Source organism: Lysinibacillus sp. NPDC093197 (genome assembly GCF_044754025.1).
In the GTDB taxonomy this organism is placed as follows: domain Bacteria; phylum Bacillota; class Bacilli; order Bacillales_A; family Planococcaceae; genus Lysinibacillus.
The window spans coordinates 260,187-284,945 of the sequence record NZ_JBIVOH010000002.1; the positions used below are offsets into that span (position 1 = coordinate 260,187).

Genomic DNA, 24,759 nt, shown 5'->3' on the forward strand with positions numbered 1-24,759 from the left:
TCTATCAATTTTAAATAAATTTTAACGTTAAAGTCATTCCCCTCTTAAAAACTAGATATTTTAACTAAATAATCTATCCCTTTAATATCTCCATCCGGCTCTATAACTGCTACTGACACTAATGACTAAAGATACAATATAAAGTAGAAGTCTGGATATCCAGGTAATAATCAGCTTTAAAAAGCATAAAAAAAATCCTTTCAATTGATGATTTTTTTAAAATAATCGTTATTAATCAGCTTTACAGTTGCTGGATTATTTTGTAGGCTATCCATAATAGCACCAGAAAAAATGCTACAAGAACAAACAACCCGTATTCTCCATAAAATAATAAGAGGTGATTGTATGACGGACAAAGTAACTGCTTTTAAACAGGCTTTAGGTAATTATCCAACAGGTGTCACAGTTGTCACAGCTTACAATGATGTGAATGAACCGATTGGCTTAACGGTCAATTCCTTTGCATCTGTTTCCATAGATCCGCTCCTTATCCTATGGTCATTGGACAAAAAATCGCAGCTGCATCCACTTTTTAGTAATACGGACAAATTTGCGGTAAATATTTTAGCGAACGATCAAACACAATTATGTACGGTATTTTCAAGCAAAATCCCTGACCGATTTGCGCAAGTAAAATGGTCTAATTCTTTACATGGTTTGCCAATATTACATGATACTTTAGCTACGCTGCAATGCGAAACATATAAAAAAATCGATGCAGGAGACCATACGATTTTCATTGGTCATATTTTAGAAATTGATAATGCGCAGAAGGAGCCATTGCTTTATCATCGTAGGCATATTGGTCAAATCCCAACGAGTTTTTACGAATAATAAAAAAGTAGGTATTTCAAATTTTATTTTGAGATGCCTACTTTTTTTGTTTGTACGTTAATAATATTTTGCATTACGAACAATCTGCACATGCGTACAATATTGGAACATGAATCAAGTGCATGAATGTTGCACATTAACTCAGGACACTATGTGGCGACAATAAGCTTAAAATTTGGTCCCGAGTTAATTTCTATGCTTCTTTTAAAGCTTTACTTTTTTTGAGGAAATCTTTGTTTTTCCAGTCGATTAATTTGGACAATAACTCCATCTTGAATTGTAATTTGCACTTCACCAAATTCTAAATTTTGAATAGCCTTCGCAATAACTTCTAATTTCTTATCATCAATCTTAGACAGTTGAGACATACGATACACCCCTTCTTTTTTCATACTTTTGTGTATAAAAGAGATCCACGCATCAAGACGATTTGATGCCTCCCCTTATCTCTCAGATAACTTTGCTGGAGTTGGCACCGATTAACTCAGTTGCCGAGACTTCATTATGCCTCATTCCTCCAGACCTCTCGCGATAAGAGTTTACGTTTCTTGGAAATAATTCTATAATTCAGAAAACCTATTGTCAATATAAATATTATAAAACCTAGTCGAATACTATGCAATAGAGAGAAAAGGTACATTTTTATTGCTCTAAATTTTCTTAAATTCCAATCTTAAGATCTTGAAAGCATTAGTATGAATGTTCAAAACATAAAAAAGCTGTGCAGAATTATATATTCTACACAGCTGCTCTTTATTCGTTTTGTAAGTATTCCATTAACACTTTTGCCGTTTCTTGTTTACCAATGACTTTGATAGGTTGTCCTTGTGCAGGTACAATCCAATGTGGCTCTTGTCCGCCATATAAAGATTGTGAACTATTGGCAACCATCAACTGTGCATTGGCTGTTTCCATACGAAGACGTGCACGGGACAGTAAAAACTCCTCATCGTCCGTTGCCTCTAGCTTAAATCCTACTAAAGTGACATTTGGCTGCCAACCCTTTATTTGCCCTAACACTTTTGGTGCTTTTTTAAAGTGAATAACAGGGGGCTCGTCAGACGGCATCTTCCCTGCACCTTCCATTAAATTCCCCGATTGATCGTATACTTTATCAATGACCCAATCAGAGCCTGCAGCTGCCATAATAACGATGTCTACTTGTTCATTTTGTACAGCATGACGAACCTTGTCACTTAAATCTTCAATACCTTCAAAGCGTACTGTACGCATTTTATCTTGATTAATCGGTAATTGTGCAAAATAGCCATGCATATAGATGACGTCTGCACCTTCGGCAAGAGCTGCTTCAGCCAAATAACAGCCCATTGACCCCTTCGATAAATTCGTATGCCCTCGCACACGATCCCATTTTTCAAGTGTTCCCCCACTTGTAATGAGTACGGTTTTTCCTTGTAATGTCCCCACTCACACTCACCTTTTCTTTTCAAACTATCATTTTTGAAAAATAACAAATTAATAAGCAATCTACATGTTCTATTTTAACGTAAAAAGCTTAAATAACCTATTTCTTATTTTGTTCTTTTAGCCACACACTTAAAATTTCCGCAAACTTTTTCGTTACCGGTGAGGCTTGATGTTTCATGGCTAGCCCTATCGTACGATAACCACCTTGCTTTAGTGGGATAGCCCTTAATGAGGACGGTAATCGGTTAATCACTAATCGAGGTAAAATAGTAATGCCTAAATGGTGTGAAATCATCGAAATAATCCCAACCTCCTCCGATAGCTCAAATCGAATATTCGGTTTAACATGGTACTGCTCTAAAATTACTTTTACATCATTAGTTCCTCGATACGATGTCATTATAAAAGGCATGTCTTCTAGTTCAGTAATATCAATTTCTGAACGATTATAGAGAGAGCTTTGATCAGACACTATACATAAAAGGGGGTCTTGGACCAATTCGATAAATTGAAATTGCTCCGATTTTTGACCATTAAGAAAACCAGCATCAACTTCACCACTTTGTAGCCACTGTTCAATTTCATAATAGTCCCCTTCACGTAACTCTACTTGTATACCTGGAAACTGATTGTCCATAATACGGATAATTTCTGGCATCCAGTTGGAAGAAATACTAGAAATAACACCTATTCGCAATTTCCCTCTAGTTACACCAAGAATATGGGCCGCTTCTTGTTGTAATAATTCGTCCGCATCAAGAACATTTCGCATAGCCCGAAGCATTGTTTGTCCCTCGCTCGTTAATGTCACACCTGTTCGACTTCGATGAATAAGGGCAAATCCACATTCTTTCTCTAAGCTGGAAACAGCATGACTAACTGCCGATTGGGTTAATCCAAGAGCGTCAGCCGCTTTCGTAAAGCTTGAAACTTCTGCAACTTTATTTAAAATCTCATATTTGACTAAACTCATTCACATTCCCTCATATATACATGAATTTTTTTAATACTAATCATTATAAACATTCGTTTTACTAATCACAATACAAGATATATAGTAAATTTTAGTATGAAACTGTTTTAGTACACAGAGATAGAAGGTGCATAATGAGTAATCAAGGGAAAGCAAATTTATTAATGGTCATAGTTACAATGTTTTGGGGATTGTCTTATACGTTTATGGTAATGGGACTTGAAACATTAGCTGTATTTAATGTGGTAGCGTTACGCTGTATCATCGCATTTTTGGCAGCAGGCATTATTTTTTATAAACGTATGATAAAGGTCAATTTCAAAACATTGAAATACGCAGCTATTCAAGGTTTTCTGTTATTCATTGTCTTTGCACTTAGCTTATTTGGATTAGAGACAACTTCTGTTTCAAATGCAGGATTTATTTTAAGCCTTACAGTAGTCTTAGTGCCCATTTTCAGTAGCTTTATCGAGAAAAAGTTGCCATCAAAAGCAGTAAGTTTTGCAATTATTTGCACGATGATTGGTATTACAGTATTAACTATTCAACAATCTTTTACATTTCAAATGGGCGATATATTAGTTGCAATCGCGGCATTATGTTATTCGATTTATTTACTGTTAAACGGTCATTTTACACGTAGCGTAGAATCGATTTCTTATGGTATTTACCAGCTCGGTTTTGCTGGAATTTATGCGCTTGTTTTAACACTACTTTTTGAAGCACCAACACTTCCGAATTCAACTACTTCATGGATTGCGATTTTAGGGCTTGGTATTATCTGTAGTGCATTTTGCTTCGTTGGCCAAACTGTTGCACAACAGTACACTTCTGCTACACATACAGGACTAATTTTCTCATTAGAACCTATTTTCGCAGCGATGTTTGCGATGATGTTCATCGGCGAAGGACTAACGGTAAAATTACTTATCGGTGGAAGCTTTATTTTAATTGGTAATCTTGTCGCTCAATTAGAGCAACTTCATGTTCTTCGATTTATGCGAAAACATGAACAAGAAAAAGTGATGCATTAATTATACGAAGACCCTGAAATGTAATTTCTCAGGGTCTTTTTTATTTAACGCTTCAACGGACACTGTAATAAAAAAACAGCAAAAAGTGAAATGGAGTGCATACCATTTCACTTTTCACTTGTTTGCAAGCTAGTTAAATCCTTTATAAATATCTTCTCATTTGTTCAGCTTCATTCATTTGCTCTTCAGCTTTTAGTCGCTCTTCGCGTTGTGCTGGTGTCTCATCAACGATAGATTGAGGTGGCGTTACATGTGTATCGAATGGGTCAAGTTGAGCGCGTTTTGAATCTGCAATCAGTGTAGATGTTGAAGGATTTACATTATCATGCTCCGCATATAATACGATGGCTCCTTCTTCAACAAGCTGAGCGTAATAAGCTGTTTGCCCCTCTGTCAGATCAAATCGTTTTAAACCTTCCGTAACAGCTGTTTCACCTGTAAACCATGATTTAATTTGGTCAAACCAGTTACCTGCCTCATGTGTTTTCACATCAACATTTGATTTTACATCATCAATTTCGTGTGCTTCTCTAGAAATAATATGAATTTCATCTGTGTTATAACCTTCCATGCGCATACATTTTAAAATATGAAACATCTCTTCTCTCGTATGTGCAACTTCAATTTTTGGGTTTTGTTCATTCATCATGTTCAATTCCTCCTAATTTTGTAAGGCTTACTATGTATGTACCCTGCTCCTTTCACAAAAAACCCTTTTTATGCATCCTTTATATAACTGTAATATTTGTCATATCATATTGTTTTCTGTTGCGTTTTTGTCTTATTTTATTAATCGGTATAAAAAAGCACTTGGAGCGATTAACTTTACTCCAAGTGCCAATATTCATTATGCATATTTTTTATCAAGAAAGGCTTTCAACATCCAAGTATGTTTTTCAAGGGATAAATACATACCATTTAATAAATCTTCAGTACGGTCATCCCCTTCCTCTGCTGCTAGCTGCATAGCATGATGAATAGCTTGCATTTGTTTTTCAAAGTCTGAAACAATCGTTGCTACCATTTCATCAGCAGTTTCTTTACCTGTCGCTTCTTCAACATGTGATAGCTCGAGATATTCTTTTAACGTAGCAATCGGCTCTCCACCTTTTGACAGTATACGCTCTGCCGTATCATCAAAGTTTATTGTAATTTCATTATATAATTCTTCAAATTTTGCATGGAGTGTAAAAAAGGCATTACCGGTTACATACCAATGATAGTTATGTAGTTTCGTATACAGTACTGACCAAGTTGCTACTAGTTTATTCAATTCCTTGTTTAAATCTTGTGGCATCATTACCCCTCCAAATTATAGTATTTTTAGGTTTTTAGTATGCAACAACTTAATAAAACCTGTCAAGTTTGGACAGATTAAATAGAATAAAAAATAAAAAAATTTTCTAGTTAAACTCCTAATACTCAATACACTATTAGTTTGGTGAATTTAATAAACAGAACGCCAAATAGTATTATTTTAAAATAGCGTCCTATTTTAGTGATGAAGAATTTGAAATGATTGGACATAATTTAAAATTGGTTTATTATAAATGGAGTGATTCGGAAGCAACTTTTATCGATTAACTTTCTGAAAATGATTTAGTTTAGTTTTAATATTCAATAAATAAAAGATATTTTTAAACTAGTAAACCACCTATCAATTTTATTTGATCGGTGGCTACTGTTTTTAAGTTATCGAATTGACAAATCACTCAATATCAAATTTGTATAACTGCTTACTATATGGAATATGTTTAATAAACTTGCCTAATTCAATATTAAAATAGCTTTCAATATCTTCTTTAAGTTTTTTCTCTAAAACTAAAAATTCATTAACAATATAATCTAAGTCAAAAACATTATAAACATTAGATTTTGCCCAAATGGATTTTAACCTAGCTTTATTAGAAAAAGGTATCAAAGAAATAATCGCTCCATCTTTATAATCATCATACTCTACTGAATAATAATGGAAATCCAACCTTTCAATTTCTTTGATACGTTCTTTCCACACATACAGAGACTTATAAAATTCTAAAAAAGCTAGTTCTTCTTCAAAATATAACGCTTCATTAATTTTAATTTTAAAGATAGCCTCTACTCCCAAGATTAACGAAACATTTCTCTTATCTTTATTAGAAATGGCATCTGATTCACTTAAAAATTCATATTCAAATTTTATTTTACTGGAAATGCCGTCCATATATTACCATCATATCCTATCACTATTCTTATTTTTGTTTCACCTTTTGTACCTATTTTTTTATTAAGATTTACGTCAAACTTAAATGATAATTTATCATTATAATTTATTTCAAAATCTGAAACCGAGGCTTTCTGTAATGCTTCTTTTATCCAACCTTTGGCAGTTGTCTGACTGTTAGTATTAAATTTTGCCCAATTGCTAGTACTACTACTCAAATGTTTATTTTTAACAATGAAATTGGGCAATTTTTTTATTGCATTACTTAGAGCATATTTTCCAAAAGCACTTATAAGTGCTTTTTCTCCATACTTTTTAATGGCCCATCTTGCACCTTGTTGAATAACAATAGCTAAAACTAGAATTGCTGATGCATTTGCATCAATTGTATTCATTAAGAATACCTCTTCAGTATCTTTATCTACAAGAAGTGCTTTGAAATTTTCTCCTTCGATTTCCACAAAGATTAAATCATACTCTCTGTCTTTTCCATTTTCTTTTAAATTAACAAACATCTCACCAGAATCAATGTTTATATGCATATATGAATAAAAATCAAAATATTCTGAAATCAAATGCGAACTTATTCCAATTTCATTCATTGAAAACTAGTCTACATCCAAATCAATTTTTCTCGCATTTGCTTCAATAGAATCATCACTAAAATTGCTCGCAAGACCCATCGCTGAATATGTTATATTAAATACTAAAGCTACAACTAATAATTGGATTAAACATTTTTTCATTTCCTTTCCTCCAAAATATTTTTATTAAGCGTCAATAGCCCTTTTCCATATCCTTTGTCATTTCCTACATTCACAATATAATTGCCTATAACATCTAATAAATCTTTTTTCTCTTCAATATTTTCTTGTTTTAATATCGAAGCAATTATTCCAGTTGCATAGGCAGTCGCAAAAGAAGTTCCTGAAAACAACTCATAATCCCCATCTTTATTTGTTGATAAAATATCAACACCAGGAGCTGAATAATCCACTTTATCAATAGCAGAATATGAATCAATCTTTAAGTTTTCATCTAATGATGCTATAGAAAGTACCACATCATATTTAGCCGGATAGTCAACTGAAATCCCCATAGTATTCCCTGCTGCAGCAATAATTATAATCCCACTTTTTATAGCCTCTTCAATAGCAATTTTTAAATCTTTACGATCATTGATAAAGCCAAAACTGATATTAATTATATCAACTTCATTTTTAATACTCCAATTAATCCCTTCTATCACTGTGTCTAATTTAGCTTCTCCGTTTTCATTAATTACTTTAACATCATAAATTATAGGATTAGCTAAAATCCCCTTTACTTTCCCTCCTTTAGCTGCAATAATTCCAGCTATAGCTGTACCATGTCCATAATCATCATGAACTTTTTCTTTCTTTTTAGAAATCGCATTATATTCTATAAAATCTACATCTTGTAAATCAGAATGCTCTTTATTTATGCCACTATCTAAAATAGCTATTTTTACTGGTATATCATATTCATTTTTATCAAAACCAACAATTTTTTCTGACCAGCTTAAATCAGAACTATTATTATCCAATTTGGCAAATAAAAAAATACAAAATAAAATAGGTAAAGAACCTAAAAAAACAAATTTTATTCTTTTAGATTTGAAAACATTCACCTCTTTCTACACATGAACTCTGCAAAAAAATATAATCAAAAAACACCAATAGTCTTTATGAATTTCTTAAAAGAACCTTCTATTTTCAAACTAGGAAATATTTTAACCGCATTATAATTATTTCACCTTTAAAAGTCATTACATTTTTAAGAATTATTTTTATTTTTATAAAATATGAGCTACATCTAAACTTTGAGAGATAATTTTTAAACAATAATCCTCTGGAAAATAAAAATACTCAAAACGCTAGAATACTAGCGTTTTGAGCTTTAAATGATGAAAGTTTTATTGGCATTAACCTTAATCATAAATTTCCCACTGTGTCTACTCATCATCTAATATATTTTCCTTAGACCTTTTCATGGCAGCCTTCATTTGATTTTCACTACTTATTAATTGAAAGCTTACTTGCTTCATTAATCGCAAAATCCGTTTATGATTAAATTGTTTATTAAATTTCTGGTTTAGATGCTGCTGCATTTTGCGATAGCCATAATTTGCTTGTCCCTTTTCATGTAGCTCACTTATTTCTTTTAAAATCTTATCATTTTCCTGCTGTCTGGTCGTTGGTGTACGCTGTGTCCATTTATAGTAAGCAGAGCGTGCAATCCCTGCGAATTCACATAGTAGAGAGATCGACAAGTTGTCGTTGTGATGCAATGCTTGAACGGCCATATATTTATTAATTACATTACTTTCCTCCCCTCGAGCTCCTCTAGCTTTTTTAACAATGCATTTTCTGTACGTAGTCGCTCATTTTCATGTTCAAGTTGTTTAATTTCTACCTTGAATTTCTCTTCTGTTGTTCGCTCATGTTCTTCTTTATTTCGCCCACGTTTATCTTTCAGCGATTGTTCGTCACCCGCCTCATATTTTTTTACCCACTGGTAAACTTGTTGGTACGATACTTGATACGTATTTGCTGTTAGTTGATAATTGTTGTCGTTCTTTAAACAAAATAAAACAATTTGAATTCATTCATCTAAGGTCGTTTTTCTTCCCTTTGGCATAAGTGCTTTCCTTCCAGTTTATCCGTCATTTTTTCTATTATCATTGTTAATGGAATGAACGAGAACAACATATTCATTAATGCTTAAAATATAAAAAATACCCCCTTCATCACTTTGAAGGGGGTATTTTCACTCTGTTTTGTCTTTATTCAAATGTTCCATTTCTTCCATGCTTTCTTCAGCCTTTAAGCGATTTTCCCGCTGCTGAGGTGTCTCGACGTTATCTATCGTATCAATAAATGGTTCGGGTGCTGTCATTCGAGGCTCAAGAGGATCATGACGATATGGGTTTCCCTCTTGGTCGACCGCTATTTCTAACGGACCGTCCGTATCTGCCTTCTCAGCAAATATAACAATGGAGCCATGTTCAACAAGCTGTGCATAATAGGCTGTTTGCCCATCAGTTAAATGAAAACGCTTGATGCCTTCCTTTATCGCCGATTCACCTGTAAACCATGATTTAAATTGATCTACCCAATTACCTGCCTCATGTGTTTTCACATCGGTTTCCCATTTAATGTCTTCAAATGGAGTAGAGTCTTTGGCAATAATATGAATATCATTTGTTTGATAGCCTTGACTATGCATATTTGTTAATATTGCTAGCATTTCCTCTTTCGAGTGTGCCACTTCAATATGTGGATTTTGTTCAATCATGCTGTTTATGTCCTCCTAATTTTTATGGCCCACTCAAGACACGTTCGTATCAGAGGAATTGCCTTTACCTATTTCTTTTTAGTCGCTTAGTGTACTCGTTTCATGACTACTCGTTAAGATATGCCTTTAACATCCAAGCATGTTTCTCAAGTGACTGATACATCGCATTTAGTAAGTCTTCTGTACGATCGTCTCCCTCTTCAGCCGCCAACTCCATTGCGGAATTTAAAGCCTTCATGAGCGTTTGGAAATCTGAAATCGTTGTTGCGACCATCTCTTCTGTCGTTTCTTTACCAGTTGCTTCTTCGATATAAGAAAGCTCAAGATGTTCTTTTAAAGTGGCAACTGGTTTTCCTTCTTTTGAAAGAATACGCTCTGCAATTTCATCTAAATTTAATGTTGTTTCATTATATAACTCTTCAAATTTTGCATGGAGTGTGAAAAAGGAACTGCCCGTTACATACCAATGGTAGTTATGCAATTTTGTATACAGTACAGACCATGTTGCTACTAGCTTGTTCAATTGTTTGTTTAAATTTTGTGTCATAATATCTCCTCCAATAATTCATATACTAGCCTTTAGTATGCGTTATATTGTGTATTGGCTATACCTCATATTTTCCCTACTGACACATTTTCAAACATCTAATTGCATAGTTAACAATTATTATTTATAGTGGAAGTCTTCTTTGAACGTTTCAATCGCAAAAAAGCGCTATTAATATTGCAAACTTCTACCTATAATTATTTCACTTTTCGAAATAGTTTCGTTATAATGGTATCACTTACGTTAAAAGGGGTGTTCTTACATGGAAGTATTACCATTACGAAAAGATGTTGCAGTTGAGGAAACTTGGAATTTACTAGATTTACTTGAAAATGATGCTGATTTTGAACCTGCTTTAGCTCAGTTTGTTAAGGAGGCAGTAAAATTCGAAAGCACATACAAAGGTACAATTACTGATGCTCAAAAAGTAATTGATGTACTTACAGCTTATGAAGCATTACAAGTAGGCATTGTCCCAATCGGAACGTATGCAAGCTTAAATATCCAGGCTGATCGTACGGACGAAGTTGCACAAATGCGCGCAGCAAAATTTGGTACCGCAGTTGGTAAAATTAGCAGTTCCATCGCATTTGTACACAGTGAATTGCTTGCGTTGGATAAAGCCATTTTAGAGGAAGCTGCAGCATCAAGTCCGCTTTATAAGCGCTATATTACAGAGCTATTAAAGCAAAAGCCTCATCAATTACATCCAGAAGTAGAAAAAACGCTCGCTGCGTTAAGCTCTACGTTTGAAGCGCCATATGAAATCTATAACACGACAAAGCTCGTAGATATGCATTTTGGCGAGTTTGAGGCAAATGGTAAGAAGCATCCGCTAAGCTACGTATTATTCGAAAATGATTGGGAGCTTGAAACTGATACAACTATTCGCCATGCAGCTTTTAATGCATTTTCTAACAAACTTCGTGAGTATCAGCATACAACGGCAAAAGTGTATAACACACATATTCAGCAAGAGAAAACAATCGCTGATTTACGGGGCTTCGACTCTGTTATTGACTATTTATTGTTTGACCAAGATGTAGATCGTTCACTTTATAATCGTCAAATTGACCTTATTACGAAAGAGCTTGCCCCACATATGCGTCGTTATGCAAAACTTGTGCAAAAAGCGCATGGATTAGAAGAAATGACGTTTGCTGATTTAAAAATAGCACTTGATCCTAGCTATGATCCAAAGTTAACAATGGCAGAAGCAAAAGATTATGTTGAAAAATCATTGGCTGTTATGGGTAAAGATTATGAGCAAATGATTGAAAGAGCGTTCAACGAGCGCTGGATTGATTACGCACCAAATAAGGGTAAATCTACTGGTGCATTTTGTTCAAGTCCGTACGGCAGTCATCCATACATTTTAATGTCATGGAATGAACGCATGAATGAAGTATTTACGCTTATCCATGAGCTGGGTCACGCAGGCCATTTTGTTAATGCACATGGACATCAATCTTATTTAAATAGTCGCCCATCTCTATACTTTATTGAGGCTCCGTCTACAATGAATGAGATGCTTCTAGCAAACTATTTACTGACACATAATGACGATAAACGTTTCAAACGTTGGGTCATTTCAAACATCGTATCGAAAACGTATTATCATAACTTTGTTACACATTTATTAGAAGCAGCATATCAGCGTAAAGTATATGAATTAGTGGACGCAGGTGAATCTGTTAATGCAACTGTATTAAACCAATTAAAACGTACGGTTTTAGAAGAATTCTGGGGAGATACTGTTAATATTGCAGAAGGTGCAGAGCTTACTTGGATGCGTCAACCTCATTACTATATGGGCTTATACCCGTACACATATAGTGCTGGCTTAACAATCTCTACACAAGTATCGCAACGTATTTTAAAAGAAGGTAGTACTGCAGTAGACGAATGGCTAACTGTCCTTCAAGCGGGTGGCACAAAATCACCTGTAGAGCTTGCCCAAATGGCAGGCGTTGATGTGACGACAGATCAACCGCTTCGTGAGACGATTGCTTACATTGGTCATTTAATCGATGAACTAGAAAGCCTAACAGAAGAGATTGAAGCTTAATAGAAGCTATTCTTTTTCTTAACTTTTTAACGTTACCATCTACGCACTCTTCTAGGGCGTAGATGGTTTTCATTTTTTTAGTTCTAAGCGAGAAAACATATACATATACTAGAATCAGGGCTCGCCCCATTAACTTTTTTGATATTTCGAAATAGATAATCATTTTTCTTCGTACAAAAGTACCGTTATTATTAAGAGTACGCAATTTATTTAGCAAAAATCGACTAACAATTTTCAAAGGAAGTGTTTCTAATTATGGTAAAACGTAATGATCCATGCCCATGCGGTAGCGGCAAAAAATACAAAAAATGTTGTGAAGGTAAACAGCAAGTTACAGTAGAAGCTGTAGCAATCGAAGAACTAGAGCGTGTACTACAAACATTTTATCTAGAATATCCAGAACGCAAAGATGTTCGTGCATATATCGAGCATGTTGGCACATGGCAGCCAAAATTAGAGAGCGTGCTTCAACGTGAGCTTATTGAAGCGATTGCTTTAGACGATTTCTTCTTCCATCAAGAGCCATCTATTTGGAAAGGTTACTTAAAGAAAACGAAGAAAAAAACGGTTAGACCTTCTACTTTAAAAGTGCTAGAAGGCTGGTCACAACCAACATTATTCATCGGTACAGTGACTGTTGTAGAAGAAAAATATTTCAAAGCTAGTCATGTCCTATCTAATGAAGATATTTATATTCGTCGCGAAAATGATAAGCCAATTCCTGAGGGAATGCATGTCTTTGCGTTCATCTTACCAGATGGCACGAAGCAAGAAGCGCATTATTTAGCGGTGTCTACTCTTATATTCTTCCCACAAGACCATGAAAAGGTATTTGTGAAGTTAAAAGAAAACTTCGAGGCTTCTAACAAAAAAGCTCAGTCATTCTTAAAAGAAGATCATCTTTCATTCTGGGAGCTACTTGTGTCTAATGGCTACAAGGGTGAAGAATTTACAAGCTTCGAAAACGGTGTTATTGCGCAAGTGAAGGAATTCCTTGAGCAAAATGAGCGTGAAACAGCACCAATGCTAGAATTATTAGAGGATTACTTAATCGAAGGACAACCATCTGCACGTAAAGAAGCAGCAATCGCAGCGGGTGCCATTCGCTACGGTCAAGAAAAAGAACTGTTTGAATCGCTATCTTTAACAGTTAAAGAAATTGCAGCGACTTTCGATATTTCGCCTTCCTCTTTAACAAAATACTATCAAGATTTAAGTCAATACGCTTCAACTAAATAAAAAAAGAAAAAGTGTTAGATTGATTGCAGTCAATCTAACACTTTTTGCTATGGCGGTATTTTCACAGGTTTAGTGACGATTCCTTAGATTTTCGTGGCGATTCGCTGGCTTTTAATGGCGATTCTCACGAGTTTACTGGCGATTCACGTACTTTTATCGGCGATTTCTCTTTGTTTACTGGCGATTCACGTGCTTCTATCGGCGATTTCTTTATGTTTACCAGCGATTTACACTAAAAATAGAAAAAAGCTACGTTTGTAATCTGCATCGCAGAACACAAGGTAGCTTTTTCTATGGTAACCAACCAATTTTATTATTTCCGATCATATAGTTATTTATGCAAGCAAGAAAGGAAATATGATTAATTACGTGCATAAATATTTCTTTTTAAGTATTTTTGTGAGAGATTCCACATCTCTGGCTCTTATTTGCTATAAACTTTCATTAGCTCTTCACCAAGAAATTGTAGACGCTCCCCTACTGTACATTCCTCAATACAAAAACGATGGGCTTCTGGTTTCCCACGTTCTTTGCGTAGTTGCTTAATGACTAAGCAATCAGCACAGTACATATCATGTAGTTCATCAATATCTTTCATAACCGTCACTTTTTCCATTAAGAACCTTCGCCCCTTTCACGTCCAAATTTCATGTCTTTCTATTATGAAGTGAACGTTGTGTTCAAGCAACTATTTTGTTCATCCTTATTTAGTAAAAAATGTTTGATTTAAATTGAAGGTTGTCAAACAACACCATTGCTGTACAATAAAATTGAAGTCTAATCGCAAAGTAGGGATTTTCATGTTAGAGGTCTATATAGATGCTGCAAGTGCAGGTAATCCTGGTCCTAGCGGCATTGGGATTTTTATTAAAGGAGAAGGCCATCACGTACAAGTTAGTGAGTATATCGGTCATACAAATAATCATATTGCCGAATTCACCGCATTAGTGCGCGGTCTAGAGGAAGCACAAAAGCTTGGTACGAGCATTGTCTCCGTTCGCTCCGATTCAAAGGTTGTCGTTGCGTCTATAGAAAAAGAATATGTTAAAAATGAAGAATTTAAACCCTATCTTGAGCAAGCATTAAAACTTGCAAGCAACTTTGATTTATTCTTCATCAAATGGATCCCAGATGGGCAAAATAAAGCAGCAGACGCATTAGCGCGTAAAGCAATTCAAAAAGAAAAAAATTAAAACAATAAGTGGGGACTGCTCGAGCAATCCCCTGTTAGCTCTTTCATTCATGAATGAACTCATTGTATGTTTCTAAAAGCCCGCGATAAGAACTTTTAAATCTACTGATTTATAAATTATTTAATTAAACGAATAAATCGCTTTTTCCCAATTTGTAATACTTCGCCATTTATTAATACACGATTTAAATCATCAGTATTAATTTTTTCTTTATTGATTTGAACACCGTTTTGTTTAATTAAGCGCATAAATTCACTTTTACTTTTTACAAATTCTCTATCTATGAGTTGAGGAATGATATCTACAATTGTTTCTGCATCAATCTCTATTAATAATTCTGGGATATTTTCTGGAATATCCTTGTTGGTAAAGGCTGTTGTGAAGTACTCAAGTGCTTGTTTTGTCTCTTCTTTGCCCCAGTATAATGTCGTAATAATATTTGCGAGCTGTAGTTTAATATCACGTGGGTTTAAGCCATTTGCTAAATCACTCTTTACTTGTTCGACAACGTCTAGATGCTCATCCGTGGCTAATTCATAGTATTTCACGATTAAATCATCTTGCACTTCCATCACTTTTTTAAACATGACTTTAGCCGACTCATCAATACCGATATAATTGCCTAAGCTTTTACTCATTTTTTCGACTCCATCTAGTCCTTCAAGTAACGGCATAAAAAGCGCGACTTGTTTTTCTTGTCCGAAATGCTTTTGTAAAGTACGGCCCATTAAAATATTGAAGGTTTGGTCAGTTCCGCCAAGCTCGATATCCGCATTTAGATGAACCGAGTCATATGCCTGCATGAGCGGATAGAAAAATTCATGGATGCCAATCGGTGTGTGATTGTTGTAGCGTTTTTGGAAATCGTCACGCTCTAAAATACGGGCAACGGATGTCGTTGCTGCTAATTTAATGACCTCTTCAAATGTCATTTTAGACAGCCATTCACTATTAAATTTAACAATCGTTTTTTCTGCATCTAAAATCTTGAAAATTTGATCACAGTACGTTTGTGCATTCAATCGTACTTGCTCATCGCTCAACGCTTTCCGTCCTTTCGCTTTCCCTGTTGGGTCTCCGATTCGACCTGTGAAATCACCAATTAAAATAATAATTTGGTGACCAAGATTTTGTAATTGCTTCATTTTACGCAGGACAACCGCATGTCCTAAATGAATATCAGGTGCTGATGGATCTAATCCGAGCTTAATGTTCAGTGGCTTCTGTTGATTAAATGATTTTTCAAGCTTCGCTAAAAGCTCATCTTTATTTACAACCTCATGTACACCTTTTAAAATAATTTTTAGCTGTTCTTCTGGTTTTTGAAACATTTTAACATCTCCTTGTAATATTATTGCTAATATTGAAAGTTCTATAAGAATAGGCAAAATAAAAACGCCCTTTCCCAATCGGAAAAGGACGTTGAACACGTGTTACCACCTTTAAAATGTAAACAACTCGCATTGCTTACCTCAATAAGTACAAACTCACTATACTTTAGCACATGATTACGGATGCTAAACCGTTGTAGCCTACTCAGACAATGCTTTTCGGTACACAGCTCCAAGATGTATTCACAATCGTCCAACATGTACCTCTCAGCAACCGGTACCTTTCTGTATGTCTACGTGATTGTTACTAGTTCTTATCATAGCCTTTATTCTTATACTCCGAAATGTGCGACACAAATCTTAGTTATGCAGATATTAATTGTCATTATACTCAATTAATTTAATTTGTCAATATGACTATTTTATAAAATTATTAAGCTCATCATTAATTTTTCATAACATTCATGTACTTGTTTTGAGAAAAAACTTTGGGCATGTGTATTAAGTTAAGTAGGAAATTTCTATAAAATGTTATGTGCCAAGTAATTCATCATACGTTTCTAATAGCCCACAATAAGAACTCTCTTCGGAAAACTGAAGTTTTTCATTTTTACAAAACTCCACAAATTTATAAAATTCTTTCTTCACTTCATTTTTGAATATTTCTATAGGTACGAGAAAGCTCTGTGAACAATCCAATTGAATTTCATAAAACTGACCATTTTCTTGAATTACCGTATCATTATAAGAAGCATTATCTAGAAAAACAATTCCATGACTTCTTCCATCATAGTGACTATTAAAAATATAAATTAAATCACTCCACGTTTCTAATAAACTTTCCGTTATTTGCTCTTCTCCAAAAATCACCACATCATTATAAATCAAACTCACAAAGCCACTTAAGTAATCGCCCTCGTTTTCTTCTAAAATCTTCTGTGCCTTTTCTACCGCTAAAGGATTGGTAATGGGGAAACTTTCTATTTTATAAACAGGAGCATTTATTTCTTCTTCCCCTATAAATGTTTCGATTTTTAGTTTATTCATAAGACACCTCACACTTATGAGTAATCCCCAAAAACAAAGTTGTGGGGACTGCTCGCTAAAAACAAGCGGTCTCCCTAATAAATTTTAGATTTTAGCCGTCAAGTTTTGATCTTATTCATTTTGTATTAATTCATCATACGTTTCTAGAAGGCCCAGATAAGAACTTTCTTCGGAAAACTGTAGTTTTTTATTCTTGCAAAACTCCACAAATTCAAAAAACTCCTTCTTCAGTTCATTCAGGAATTCCTCTTTTGGCAAGAGGAACTCCTGAGAAGAATCAAGTTGAATTCGATAATACCGTCCCGTACTTTCAATTACAGTATCAAAATATTTACCATTATCTAAAAAAACTATTCGATGACCGCTTCCATCATATCTACTTTTTAAAACATAACTTAAAGTACTCCAAGTATCTAATAAGCATTCAGTTAATTGCTCTTCACAAAAAATAATCTCATCATTAAAAATCAAGGAAACAAATCCACTTAAATAATCGCCCTCGTTCTCTTCTAAAATTTTCTGTGCCTTTTCTACCTCTAATGGATTGGTAATAGGAATAGCTTTAGTTATTACTTCTGGAAAATTGCTATAATATTGTCGACCAATAAATGTTTCAATCTTAAGATTTTTCATATGACACCTCACATTTATAGTATTCTAAGAAAAATACAATGTAGGACTGCTTGATAAATTCAAGCAGTCTCCTGTCTATATTTTGCCATCTAAGTTTTTTCCTTTTCATTTTGAATTAATTCTTCGTATGTTTCTAAAAGTCCACGATAAGAACTCTCCTCAGAAAACTGTAATTTCTCATTTTTACAGAATTCCACAAATTTGAAAAATTCCTTTTTCACTTCATTTTTGAAAAGTTCGATAGGAACTAGAAAGCGTTGGTGACAATCTAGTTGTATTTCATAAGATTGATCAACTTCTTGAATTGTAGTATAGTAATAGGGATAATTATCCAAAAAATTTATCTCCTCTTTGCTCCCATCATATCTACTTTCTAAAATATTACTTAAACTACTCCATGTATCTAATAAACTTTCCGTTATTTGTTCTTCTCCAAAAATCACCACATTATTATAAATCAAGCTTACAAAGCCACATAAGTAATCACCTTCGTTTTCTTCTAATATCTTTTGTGCCATTTCCACTGCTAATGGATTGGTAATAGGAAAACTTTCGATTTTATAAACTTGGGCATTTATATCTTCTCTCCCTATAAATGTTGCGATCTTAAGGTTATTCATGGAAAGCACCATACTTTCTTTGAAAATGAGTCTCATGTTAAATCCCTTAAATTTTGGGAACTGCTTTGAGATAAGCAGTCCCTTTTCCACTAATTTCATTTACCTTTATCATAAAGTAATTCGTTATATGTTTTTAAATGACTTTTATATAAACTTTCCTCCGAGAATATAAAGTTGCCATTTTTACAAAAGTCCATAAATGCAATAAAACCTTTTTTTACCCCATTTTTAAATGGCTCTATAGGCAATCGGAAGCTATGGGAACTATCAAGGTGAATTTGATAATGTTGATCAATTATTTCAATTTCAGCATCATAAGTTGCATTGTCCAAAAAGATGATATTATGAATACTACCATCATATCTGTGGTCCAAAATATAAACTAAATCACTCCAAGTATCCAATAAATTTTCCGTTAATTGATCTTCTCCAAAAATAACTACATCATTATATATTAAGCTTACAAACCCACATAAGTAATTCCCTTCATTTTCTTCCAAAATCCTTTGAGCCTTTTCAAAAGCTAAAGGATTCGTAATAGAAACTGCCTCAGTTATTACTTCTGGAAAAGAGCTATAATATTGTCGACCAATAAATGTTTCAATCTTAAGATTGTTCATACGACACCTCACATTTATGGTATTCTAAGAAAAATACAATGTGGGACTGCTTGATAAAATCAGCAGTTTCCTATCTATATTTTGCCATCTAGGTTTTTTCTTCTTCATTTTGAATTAATTCTTCATACGTTTCTAAAATTCCCCGATATAAACTTTCTTCCGCAAACTGTAGTTTTTCATTTTTACAAAACTCCGCAAATTTTAGAAATCCTTTCTTCACTTCATTTCGAAATGGTTCTATAGGGACGAGAAAACACTGGTGATTTAGTTTAATTTCATAAAACTGGTCAATTTCTTTAACTAATGCATTTCCTCTATAATTATCTAAAAAAGTAATATCACTACTTCTTCCGTCATATCTGTAATCTAAAATATAGTTTAAATCACACCACGTATCTAATAAATCCTCCGTTAATTGCACTTCTCCAAAAATAACCACATTATTATAAATTAAGCTAACAAAGCCACATAAGTAATCGCCCTCGTTTTCTTCTAAAATCTTCTGGGCCTTTTCCACAGCTAATGGATTGGTAATAGAAAAACTTTCGATTTTATATTCGGGAGCAGTTAAATCTTCTTCGCCTATAAATGTTTCGATCTTTAGTTTATTCATACGACACCTCACACTTATGAGTAATCCCCAAAAACAAAGTTGTGGGAACTGCTCGCTAAAAACAAGCAGTCACCCTAATAAATTTTAGATTTTAGCCGTCAAGTTTTGATCTTATTCATTTTGTATTAATTCATCATACGTTTCTAGAAGGCCCAGATAAGAACTTTCTTCGGAAAACTGTAGTTTTTTATTCTTGCAAAACTCCACAAATTTAAAAAATTCTTTCTTCACTTCATTTTTGAAAAGCTCAATAGGCACTAGAAAGCGCTGGGTATTATCCAAACGAATTTCATAATACTGGTCAATTACTTGGATTGCAGTATCAAGGTACTGACAATTATCTAGAAAATCAATCCCATGAATACTTCCATCGTAGTGATTATTAAAAATATAAATTAAATCACTCCACGTTTCTAATAAACTTTCCGTTAATTGCTCTTCGCCAAAAATAATCACATCATTATAAATCAAGCTGACAAAGCCACATAAGTAATCACCTTCGTTTTCTTCTAATATCTTCTGTGCCTTTTCAACTGCTAATGGATTGGAAATAGGAATAGCTTCAGTTACTACTTCTGGAAAATTGCTATAATATCTTCTTCCTATAAATGTATTAATTTCTATATTGTTCATATAAACCATCCGCCTATTTTTTATTTTCCTACTGGAAAAGCTGAATTTACATGTCCATGCCTATTTAGCTTCACTTTATATTCAATTCCATTTACTTCGGCTCGCACCTCTATCCCTTCCATTTTATTTAGCTGTCTAGATATAGCAACTTTATTCTTATTTATTACTGTTGTGACAATATTTTTAATATCATTAACCGATAAATCTGGATCAAAAAACGATTTCCCTTCATTTCCAGTCCAATAATTTGGATGATGATTTTCTAAAATATGTCGCATTTTAGCTTTTGTAAAATATACCTTTTTACCACCACCTACATCCAACGTGATATCTGTAAAGTTGGCTACAGCTTTTTTCGCTGCATCTTTTGACTTGCTATAAAATGTGCGTTTTCCAATTTTCAGGACTTGTTTAAACCCGAATTTTTGTACTGTATATCTAATGACCGCGCCACCAATTATGTATACAAGTGGAGGTATTACGTATGGCTGTAACCTTACAGGATTGTTTTCATAGGTTTCATGCGTTTCTAAATCCGTAAATATCGTACTGTAATGGCCATCTTCCAGTTGTTGCATCGTCACACGATAATAGTTTTGCTCTACAGTGCCGTTTTCTTCGATAACACTATCGATGAATATTTCTTCGCTTTCACTATTAAACTTGATGTCTAAATCTGCATTCAAAGCCTCGGACGTAAAAGTTGTTTGGACAAGTAATTCGTTATCGTATATTTCAATATTCCGAATATTTATCGTACTATCGTCTGAATAAACAAGATTTTTATTTAATTCATCGTATAGTTCTTGTTGGTATTCTTTTGGATTAACGTCATGTAAATTATCTATAGAAACCATCACAATAGGCTCATCAGACACTACATCATAATCCTGTGCAGCAATTAAATTGGGCCCAATATTTGCAAATAGCAAGAGGGCAATAATTATAGATATGAAGTGTTTCTTCCATTTCATCTTTTCATTTCCGCTTTATTATTGTACCTTTGCCATGTTGATAGTTAATGGATTTATAAAAGAGTAACTTTCAATTGTATAATCTAGAAAAGCATTGTTATTCTTCTTCCCCTATAAATGTTTCGATTTTTAGTTTATTCATACGACACTTCACATTTATGGTATTCCAAGAAAAATATAATGTGGGGACTGCTTGAATTTATGAAGCAGTCTCCTGTTATAATTTTGCCGTCTAAATTTTTCTATCTTCAAGTTGAAGTAATTCATCATATGTCTCTAAAAGTCCACGATAAGAACTCTCCTCAGAAAACTGAAGATTTTTACAAAACTCCATGAATGCGAAAAATTCTCTCTTCACTTCATTTCGAAATGGCTCGATAGGCACGAAAAAGCGCTGGTTTCGATCAAGTTGAATTTCATAAAATTGATCAATTTCTTGAATTGTAGTATAGTAATAGGGATAATTATCCAAAAAATTTATCTCCTCTTTGCTCCCATCATATCTACTTTCTAAAATATTACTTAAACTACTCCATGTATCTAATAAACTTTCCGTTATTTGCTCTTCTCCAAAAATCACCACATTATTATAAATCAAGCTTAAAAAGCCACATAAGTAATCACCTTCGTTTTCTTCTAATATCTTCTGTGCCATTTCCACTGCTAATGGATTGGTAATAGGAAAACTTTCGATTTTATAAATAGGAACATTTATATCTTCTCTCCCAATAAATGTTGCGATCTTTAAAGTATCCATACTAAACACCATACTTTCTATTTATTTTCCGACAGGGTATGCAGAACTGACGTGTCCATACTTATTAATTACAATTTTATATTCAATTCCATTCACTTTAGCAAACACATTTATATCTTTTCCATCAATTAATCTTCTAGATATAGCAAATTTATTCTTATCTATTACTGTTGTAACAATATTTTTAATATCATTAACCGATAAATCTGGATCAAAAAACGATTTCCCTTCATTTCCAGTCCAATAATTTGGATGATGATTTTCTAGAATATGTCTCATTTTAGCCTTAGTAAAATAAACCTTTTTACCACCACCTACATCCAACGTGATATCTGTAAAGTTGGCTACAGCTTTTTTCGCTGCATCTTTTGACTTGCTGTAAAATGTACGTTTGCCAATTTTCAGGACTTGTTTAAACCCGAATTTTTGTACTGTATATCTAACGACCGCACCACCAATTATGTATACTAATGGTGGTATTACGTATGGCTGTAACCTTACAGGATTAGTTTCATACGTTTCATACGTTTCTAAATCCGTAAAGATTGTACTGTAATGGCCATCTTCTAGTTGTTGCATCGTCACACGATAATGGTTTTGCTCTACAGTGCCGTTTTCTTCGATAACACTATCGATGAATATTTCTTCGCTTTCACTATTAAACTTGATGTCTAAATCTGCATTCAAAGCCTCGGACGTAAAAGTTGTTTGGACAAGTAATTCGTTATCGTATATTTCAATATTCCGAATATTTATCGTACTATCGTCTGAATAAACAAGATTTTTATTTAATTCATCGTATAGTTCTTGTTGGTATTCTTCTGGATTAACGTCATGTATATCATCTATAGAAATCATCACAATAGGCTCATCAGACACTACATCATAATCCTGTGCAGCAATCAAATTGGGCCCAATATTTGCAAATAGCAAGAGGGCAATAATAATAGATATGAAGTGTTTTTTCCATTTCATCGTTTCATTTCTCCTTTATTATTGTATAAATATTGTACCTTTGCCATATTCAGCTTCATTCCAAAAATCTTTTGTCACAGTATATTGTTGTATAAATGAGTTAAAATCTTTTGTCTCAACTTCTTTATATGTCTCTTTCAATTGAATGAATAGATGTGTTGCATAAGCAGCTGCAAAAGAGGTTCCTGTAAAGACAGATGCTTGACCATGATGATTAATACTTTGTACATCTTCCCCCTTAAAAACATAATCAATTTTTCCAATAGCCGAAAAAGAGGATCGTTTATTTTTTTCATTCATTGAACCGATGGACAGTACACCATCCAATTTTGCTGGGTAGTCGGTTGCTAAGCCATATGTATTGCCAGCGGCGGCGACAATAGTAATCCCTTGCTCTTTTGCTTTTTCAATAATAGATTCAAGTTCAGCATTTGGCGTTTGAAAGCCAAAACTAATATTCATAAAATCTACCTTTTTATCTATACACCAGTTAATAGCTTCTATTAAATCCTCAATTGAACCATTGCCATTTTCATCTAACAATTTAATATCATATATTTTTAAATTTCTACCAATTGGCGCATCACCTTCCCCTATAATAATTCCCGCGACTGGCGTACCATGATTAAAATCATCAACAATCTTTTCCCCAGGATGAATTAGATTGACTTCTTCAAATGCAACGCCTTGAAAGAAATCCAACTCTTTATTAATACCACTATCCAGTACAGCTACTTTTATATATTGGTTATCACTTTTAATTACCAATTGTCCGAAGGCAACATTACAAAAGAAGAAAATAATCAGTGACAAAAAGACTCCCAATTTTTTATTGATAGCGTGCACCTCCTTGCTATGTAGTTGTTAAAATTAATTCCAACATGGATGGGCTCTCTTATTGTAAAGAGAGTTATTCTGTAGGTTGTTTCGAAGTTAAGGGATGGTCATGTTGGAAAATTAATATAGATTTATGTATATAAATCCTTTTAGTTCTCTACAAGACAATTAAAGTTTTTCAAGAGAAGATTTTTTTAAGATTATTCTAAATTCTCACTATAAAAAGTGTCAATAAATTTTATGTAGATTTTCTTGCAAATTTTACGTAATGGCGATTGCTATTAGTTTAGTGGCGTTTCCTAAGGTTTTCGTGGCGTTACCTTTAATTTTATTGGCGATTTTAAAAGGGTCATCCTAGCGTTAATGTGTACCCGCGGAAATCAACGCCAGTATTGATATCTATAAAAAAAGACATCGTGAAGTAACTCGATGTCTTCTATTTTTGATGCTTTTGAAGCTTAACGTTATCAGAGTTGATTGGAGCGAAAGGTGGCGACTCCTGCGGGAACGCACAAAACGTAAGACGCAACAATCCGCGCGTAGCGGGGGTGCGGCTTACGGTGTGCCTGCGGAAAGCGTCCACCTGTAGCAGAAATCAACGGCAGTATTTATTTCTATAAAAGACATCGTGAAGTAACTCGATGCCTTCTATTTTTGTATTCTTATGAAGCTTAACGTTTATCAGAGTTGATTGGAGCGAAGGGTGGCGACTCCTGCGGGAACGCACAAAACGTAAGACGCAACGATCCGCGCGTAGCGAGGGTTGTGGCTTACGGTGTGCCCGCGGAAAGCGTCCACCTGTAGCGGAAATCAACGCCAGTATTTATTTCTATAAAAAAGACATCGTGAAGTAACTCGATGCCTTCTATTTTTGTATTCTTT

At 34.0% G+C, this 24,759-nt stretch carries 30 protein-coding genes, 1 riboswitch and 1 other annotated feature; of the genes, 5 read left to right on the forward strand and 25 right to left on the reverse strand.

Annotated features, from left to right (window positions below; translation table 11 throughout):
- Positions 1-345: 345 nt before the first annotated feature.
- The gene (locus ACIP9G_RS07165) at positions 346-834 is read left to right on the forward strand and encodes a flavin reductase family protein (RefSeq protein WP_401018534.1); all 489 of its coding nucleotides are present in this window, start codon (positions 346-348) and stop codon (positions 832-834) included.
- Positions 835-1,046: 212 nt separating this feature from the next.
- Here the strand turns inward: ACIP9G_RS07165 and ACIP9G_RS07170 are convergent, their stop codons facing one another.
- The 3 genes from ACIP9G_RS07170 to ACIP9G_RS07180 all read right to left on the reverse strand — a co-directional run bounded on the left by ACIP9G_RS07170 (position 1,047) and on the right by ACIP9G_RS07180 (position 3,235).
- Positions 1,047-1,202 carry a YezD family protein gene (locus ACIP9G_RS07170; RefSeq protein ID WP_080653350.1) on the reverse strand — a complete coding sequence of 52 codons (156 nt, stop codon included), beginning with the start codon at positions 1,200-1,202 and terminating at the stop codon, positions 1,047-1,049.
- 72 nt (positions 1,203-1,274) lie between these two features.
- A riboswitch (SAM riboswitch) is annotated at positions 1,275-1,372 on the reverse strand.
- A 215-nt stretch (positions 1,373-1,587) separates the two neighbouring features.
- The gene (locus tag ACIP9G_RS07175) at positions 1,588-2,262 is read right to left on the reverse strand and encodes a phosphopantothenoylcysteine decarboxylase domain-containing protein (protein ID WP_401018536.1); all 675 of its coding nucleotides are present in this window, start codon (positions 2,260-2,262) and stop codon (positions 1,588-1,590) included.
- A gap of 97 nt (positions 2,263-2,359) precedes the next feature.
- On the reverse strand, positions 2,360-3,235 hold the full coding sequence (locus ACIP9G_RS07180; protein WP_340824911.1) for a LysR family transcriptional regulator: 876 nt from the start codon (positions 3,233-3,235) through the stop codon (positions 2,360-2,362).
- 134 nt (positions 3,236-3,369) lie between these two features.
- On the opposite strand from ACIP9G_RS07180, the gene ACIP9G_RS07185 reads away from it, so the two are divergent.
- The gene (locus ACIP9G_RS07185; protein WP_401018538.1) at positions 3,370-4,269 is read left to right on the forward strand and encodes a DMT family transporter; all 900 of its coding nucleotides are present in this window, start codon (positions 3,370-3,372) and stop codon (positions 4,267-4,269) included.
- 142 nt (positions 4,270-4,411) lie between these two features.
- On the opposite strand, the gene ACIP9G_RS07190 is transcribed toward ACIP9G_RS07185, so the two are convergent.
- The 10 genes from ACIP9G_RS07190 to ACIP9G_RS07235 all read right to left on the reverse strand — a co-directional run bounded on the left by ACIP9G_RS07190 (position 4,412) and on the right by ACIP9G_RS07235 (position 10,337).
- Positions 4,412-4,918 carry a general stress protein gene (locus tag ACIP9G_RS07190; RefSeq protein WP_340824913.1) on the reverse strand — a complete coding sequence of 169 codons (507 nt, stop codon included), beginning with the start codon at positions 4,916-4,918 and terminating at the stop codon, positions 4,412-4,414.
- A 198-nt stretch (positions 4,919-5,116) separates the two neighbouring features.
- Positions 5,117-5,566 carry a Dps family protein gene (locus tag ACIP9G_RS07195; RefSeq protein ID WP_340824915.1) on the reverse strand — a complete coding sequence of 150 codons (450 nt, stop codon included), beginning with the start codon at positions 5,564-5,566 and terminating at the stop codon, positions 5,117-5,119.
- Positions 5,567-5,977: 411 nt separating this feature from the next.
- Positions 5,978-6,472, reverse strand: a complete 495-nt coding sequence (locus ACIP9G_RS07200) for a DUF7878 domain-containing protein (protein WP_172771045.1) — start codon at positions 6,470-6,472, stop codon at positions 5,978-5,980.
- A complete protein-coding gene (locus ACIP9G_RS07205; RefSeq protein WP_401018540.1) occupies positions 6,448-7,074 on the reverse strand; it encodes an SAR2788 family putative toxin in 627 nt (208 codons plus the stop codon). The genes ACIP9G_RS07200 and ACIP9G_RS07205 overlap by 25 nt, the downstream gene beginning before the upstream one ends.
- A 6-nt stretch (positions 7,075-7,080) precedes the next feature.
- The gene (locus tag ACIP9G_RS07210) at positions 7,081-7,218 is read right to left on the reverse strand and encodes a hypothetical protein (RefSeq protein WP_401018541.1); all 138 of its coding nucleotides are present in this window, start codon (positions 7,216-7,218) and stop codon (positions 7,081-7,083) included.
- Entirely contained in the window at positions 7,215-8,123 is a 909-nt protein-coding gene (locus ACIP9G_RS07215; protein WP_401018543.1) for a S8 family serine peptidase, read from the reverse strand. Before ACIP9G_RS07215 ends, ACIP9G_RS07210 begins: the two co-directional genes overlap by 4 nt.
- Before the next feature lie 324 nt (positions 8,124-8,447).
- Complete coding sequence (locus tag ACIP9G_RS07220) at positions 8,448-8,798, reverse strand: IS3 family transposase (RefSeq protein WP_401018545.1); 351 nt, start codon at positions 8,796-8,798, stop codon at positions 8,448-8,450.
- Between the two features lie 11 nt (positions 8,799-8,809).
- Positions 8,810-9,097 carry a helix-turn-helix domain-containing protein gene (locus ACIP9G_RS07225; RefSeq protein WP_401019077.1) on the reverse strand — a complete coding sequence of 96 codons (288 nt, stop codon included), beginning with the start codon at positions 9,095-9,097 and terminating at the stop codon, positions 8,810-8,812.
- 165 nt (positions 9,098-9,262) lie between these two features.
- The gene (locus ACIP9G_RS07230; protein ID WP_401018547.1) at positions 9,263-9,790 is read right to left on the reverse strand and encodes a general stress protein; all 528 of its coding nucleotides are present in this window, start codon (positions 9,788-9,790) and stop codon (positions 9,263-9,265) included.
- 106 nt (positions 9,791-9,896) lie between these two features.
- Positions 9,897-10,337: a Dps family protein gene (locus ACIP9G_RS07235; protein ID WP_340824923.1), complete on the reverse strand. Its 441-nt coding sequence runs from the start codon at positions 10,335-10,337 to the stop codon at positions 9,897-9,899.
- A gap of 262 nt (positions 10,338-10,599) precedes the next feature.
- Here ACIP9G_RS07235 and pepF point away from each other — a divergent pair, with 262 nt between their 5' ends.
- Together pepF and ACIP9G_RS07245 are read left to right on the forward strand one after the other, a co-directional pair.
- The gene (pepF, locus tag ACIP9G_RS07240; RefSeq protein ID WP_401018549.1) at positions 10,600-12,405 is read left to right on the forward strand and encodes an oligoendopeptidase F; all 1,806 of its coding nucleotides are present in this window, start codon (positions 10,600-10,602) and stop codon (positions 12,403-12,405) included.
- A 255-nt stretch (positions 12,406-12,660) separates the two neighbouring features.
- A complete protein-coding gene (locus ACIP9G_RS07245; protein ID WP_340824926.1) occupies positions 12,661-13,644 on the forward strand; it encodes an SEC-C domain-containing protein in 984 nt (327 codons plus the stop codon).
- 424 nt (positions 13,645-14,068) lie between these two features.
- Here ACIP9G_RS07245 and ACIP9G_RS07250 read toward each other — a convergent pair whose 3' ends face one another.
- Positions 14,069-14,260: a zinc-finger domain-containing protein gene (locus ACIP9G_RS07250; protein WP_340824928.1), complete on the reverse strand. Its 192-nt coding sequence runs from the start codon at positions 14,258-14,260 to the stop codon at positions 14,069-14,071.
- Between the two features lie 184 nt (positions 14,261-14,444).
- Here ACIP9G_RS07250 and ACIP9G_RS07255 point away from each other — a divergent pair, with 184 nt between their 5' ends.
- Positions 14,445-14,837, forward strand: a complete 393-nt coding sequence (locus ACIP9G_RS07255) for a ribonuclease HI family protein (protein WP_401018550.1) — start codon at positions 14,445-14,447, stop codon at positions 14,835-14,837.
- A gap of 116 nt (positions 14,838-14,953) precedes the next feature.
- Here the strand turns inward: ACIP9G_RS07255 and tyrS are convergent, their stop codons facing one another.
- From tyrS to ACIP9G_RS07310, 11 genes are all read right to left on the reverse strand, one after another.
- Positions 14,954-16,168, reverse strand: a complete 1,215-nt coding sequence (tyrS, locus tag ACIP9G_RS07260; protein ID WP_401018551.1) for a tyrosine--tRNA ligase — start codon at positions 16,166-16,168, stop codon at positions 14,954-14,956.
- Positions 16,169-16,249: 81 nt separating this feature from the next.
- Positions 16,250-16,498 (reverse strand) — a binding site (T-box leader).
- A gap of 201 nt (positions 16,499-16,699) precedes the next feature.
- Positions 16,700-17,215, reverse strand: a complete 516-nt coding sequence (locus ACIP9G_RS07265; protein WP_401018552.1) for a hypothetical protein — start codon at positions 17,213-17,215, stop codon at positions 16,700-16,702.
- A gap of 111 nt (positions 17,216-17,326) precedes the next feature.
- On the reverse strand, positions 17,327-17,848 hold the full coding sequence (locus tag ACIP9G_RS07270; RefSeq protein WP_401018553.1) for a hypothetical protein: 522 nt from the start codon (positions 17,846-17,848) through the stop codon (positions 17,327-17,329).
- Between the two features lie 89 nt (positions 17,849-17,937).
- Positions 17,938-18,567, reverse strand: a complete 630-nt coding sequence (locus tag ACIP9G_RS07275) for a hypothetical protein (protein ID WP_401018554.1) — start codon at positions 18,565-18,567, stop codon at positions 17,938-17,940.
- Positions 18,564-19,088, reverse strand: a complete 525-nt coding sequence (locus ACIP9G_RS07280; protein ID WP_401018555.1) for a hypothetical protein — start codon at positions 19,086-19,088, stop codon at positions 18,564-18,566. The genes ACIP9G_RS07275 and ACIP9G_RS07280 overlap by 4 nt, the downstream gene beginning before the upstream one ends.
- Before the next feature lie 88 nt (positions 19,089-19,176).
- A complete protein-coding gene (locus ACIP9G_RS07285; RefSeq protein ID WP_401018556.1) occupies positions 19,177-19,701 on the reverse strand; it encodes a hypothetical protein in 525 nt (174 codons plus the stop codon).
- 111 nt (positions 19,702-19,812) lie between these two features.
- Positions 19,813-20,334: a hypothetical protein gene (locus ACIP9G_RS07290; RefSeq protein ID WP_401018557.1), complete on the reverse strand. Its 522-nt coding sequence runs from the start codon at positions 20,332-20,334 to the stop codon at positions 19,813-19,815.
- 20 nt (positions 20,335-20,354) lie between these two features.
- Positions 20,355-21,308 carry an SAR2788 family putative toxin gene (locus ACIP9G_RS07295; protein WP_401018559.1) on the reverse strand — a complete coding sequence of 318 codons (954 nt, stop codon included), beginning with the start codon at positions 21,306-21,308 and terminating at the stop codon, positions 20,355-20,357.
- Positions 21,309-21,540: 232 nt separating this feature from the next.
- Complete coding sequence (locus ACIP9G_RS07300) at positions 21,541-22,065, reverse strand: hypothetical protein (RefSeq protein WP_401018560.1); 525 nt, start codon at positions 22,063-22,065, stop codon at positions 21,541-21,543.
- 21 nt (positions 22,066-22,086) lie between these two features.
- On the reverse strand, positions 22,087-23,040 hold the full coding sequence (locus ACIP9G_RS07305; RefSeq protein ID WP_401018561.1) for an SAR2788 family putative toxin: 954 nt from the start codon (positions 23,038-23,040) through the stop codon (positions 22,087-22,089).
- An 18-nt stretch (positions 23,041-23,058) separates the two neighbouring features.
- Complete coding sequence (locus ACIP9G_RS07310; RefSeq protein ID WP_401018563.1) at positions 23,059-23,853, reverse strand: S8 family peptidase; 795 nt, start codon at positions 23,851-23,853, stop codon at positions 23,059-23,061.
- Positions 23,854-24,759 lie beyond the last annotated feature (906 nt).

What these genes read in the sequence shown, in the direction of transcription:
- ACIP9G_RS07200 (WP_172771045.1), bottom strand. Translation starts at nt 6,472, where the DNA reads ATGGACGGCATTTCCAGTAAAATAAAATTTGAATATGAATTTTTAAGT.
- ACIP9G_RS07285 (WP_401018556.1), bottom strand. Translation starts at nt 19,701, where the DNA reads ATGAATAAACTAAAGATCGAAACATTTATAGGCGAAGAAGATTTAACT.
- ACIP9G_RS07180 (WP_340824911.1), bottom strand. Translation starts at nt 3,235, where the DNA reads ATGAGTTTAGTCAAATATGAGATTTTAAATAAAGTTGCAGAAGTTTCA.
- ACIP9G_RS07235 (WP_340824923.1), bottom strand. Translation starts at nt 10,337, where the DNA reads ATGACACAAAATTTAAACAAACAATTGAACAAGCTAGTAGCAACATGG.
- ACIP9G_RS07195 (WP_340824915.1), bottom strand. Translation starts at nt 5,566, where the DNA reads ATGCCACAAGATTTAAACAAGGAATTGAATAAACTAGTAGCAACTTGG.
- ACIP9G_RS07250 (WP_340824928.1), bottom strand. Translation starts at nt 14,260, where the DNA reads ATGGAAAAAGTGACGGTTATGAAAGATATTGATGAACTACATGATATG.
- ACIP9G_RS07190 (WP_340824913.1), bottom strand. Translation starts at nt 4,918, where the DNA reads ATGATGAATGAACAAAACCCAAAAATTGAAGTTGCACATACGAGAGAA.
- ACIP9G_RS07220 (WP_401018545.1), bottom strand. Translation starts at nt 8,798, where the DNA reads ATGGCCGTTCAAGCATTGCATCACAACGACAACTTGTCGATCTCTCTA.
- ACIP9G_RS07275 (WP_401018554.1), bottom strand. Translation starts at nt 18,567, where the DNA reads ATGAAATTAGTGGAAAAGGGACTGCTTATCTCAAAGCAGTTCCCAAAA.
- ACIP9G_RS07170 (WP_080653350.1), bottom strand. Translation starts at nt 1,202, where the DNA reads ATGTCTCAACTGTCTAAGATTGATGATAAGAAATTAGAAGTTATTGCG.
- pepF (WP_401018549.1), top strand. Translation starts at nt 10,600, where the DNA reads ATGGAAGTATTACCATTACGAAAAGATGTTGCAGTTGAGGAAACTTGG.
- tyrS (WP_401018551.1), bottom strand. Translation starts at nt 16,168, where the DNA reads ATGTTTCAAAAACCAGAAGAACAGCTAAAAATTATTTTAAAAGGTGTA.
- ACIP9G_RS07165 (WP_401018534.1), top strand. Translation starts at nt 346, where the DNA reads ATGACGGACAAAGTAACTGCTTTTAAACAGGCTTTAGGTAATTATCCA.
- ACIP9G_RS07255 (WP_401018550.1), top strand. Translation starts at nt 14,445, where the DNA reads ATGTTAGAGGTCTATATAGATGCTGCAAGTGCAGGTAATCCTGGTCCT.
- ACIP9G_RS07305 (WP_401018561.1), bottom strand. Translation starts at nt 23,040, where the DNA reads ATGAAATGGAAAAAACACTTCATATCTATTATTATTGCCCTCTTGCTA.
- ACIP9G_RS07270 (WP_401018553.1), bottom strand. Translation starts at nt 17,848, where the DNA reads ATGAAAAATCTTAAGATTGAAACATTTATTGGTCGACAATATTATAGC.
- ACIP9G_RS07210 (WP_401018541.1), bottom strand. Translation starts at nt 7,218, where the DNA reads ATGAAAAAATGTTTAATCCAATTATTAGTTGTAGCTTTAGTATTTAAT.
- ACIP9G_RS07245 (WP_340824926.1), top strand. Translation starts at nt 12,661, where the DNA reads ATGGTAAAACGTAATGATCCATGCCCATGCGGTAGCGGCAAAAAATAC.
- ACIP9G_RS07290 (WP_401018557.1), bottom strand. Translation starts at nt 20,334, where the DNA reads ATGAACAATATAGAAATTAATACATTTATAGGAAGAAGATATTATAGC.
- ACIP9G_RS07205 (WP_401018540.1), bottom strand. Translation starts at nt 7,074, where the DNA reads ATGAATGAAATTGGAATAAGTTCGCATTTGATTTCAGAATATTTTGAT.
- ACIP9G_RS07300 (WP_401018560.1), bottom strand. Translation starts at nt 22,065, where the DNA reads ATGGATACTTTAAAGATCGCAACATTTATTGGGAGAGAAGATATAAAT.
- ACIP9G_RS07230 (WP_401018547.1), bottom strand. Translation starts at nt 9,790, where the DNA reads ATGATTGAACAAAATCCACATATTGAAGTGGCACACTCGAAAGAGGAA.
- ACIP9G_RS07280 (WP_401018555.1), bottom strand. Translation starts at nt 19,088, where the DNA reads ATGAACAATCTTAAGATTGAAACATTTATTGGTCGACAATATTATAGC.
- ACIP9G_RS07185 (WP_401018538.1), top strand. Translation starts at nt 3,370, where the DNA reads ATGAGTAATCAAGGGAAAGCAAATTTATTAATGGTCATAGTTACAATG.
- ACIP9G_RS07295 (WP_401018559.1), bottom strand. Translation starts at nt 21,308, where the DNA reads ATGAAATGGAAGAAACACTTCATATCTATAATTATTGCCCTCTTGCTA.
- ACIP9G_RS07265 (WP_401018552.1), bottom strand. Translation starts at nt 17,215, where the DNA reads ATGAATAAACTAAAAATCGAAACATTTATAGGGGAAGAAGAAATAAAT.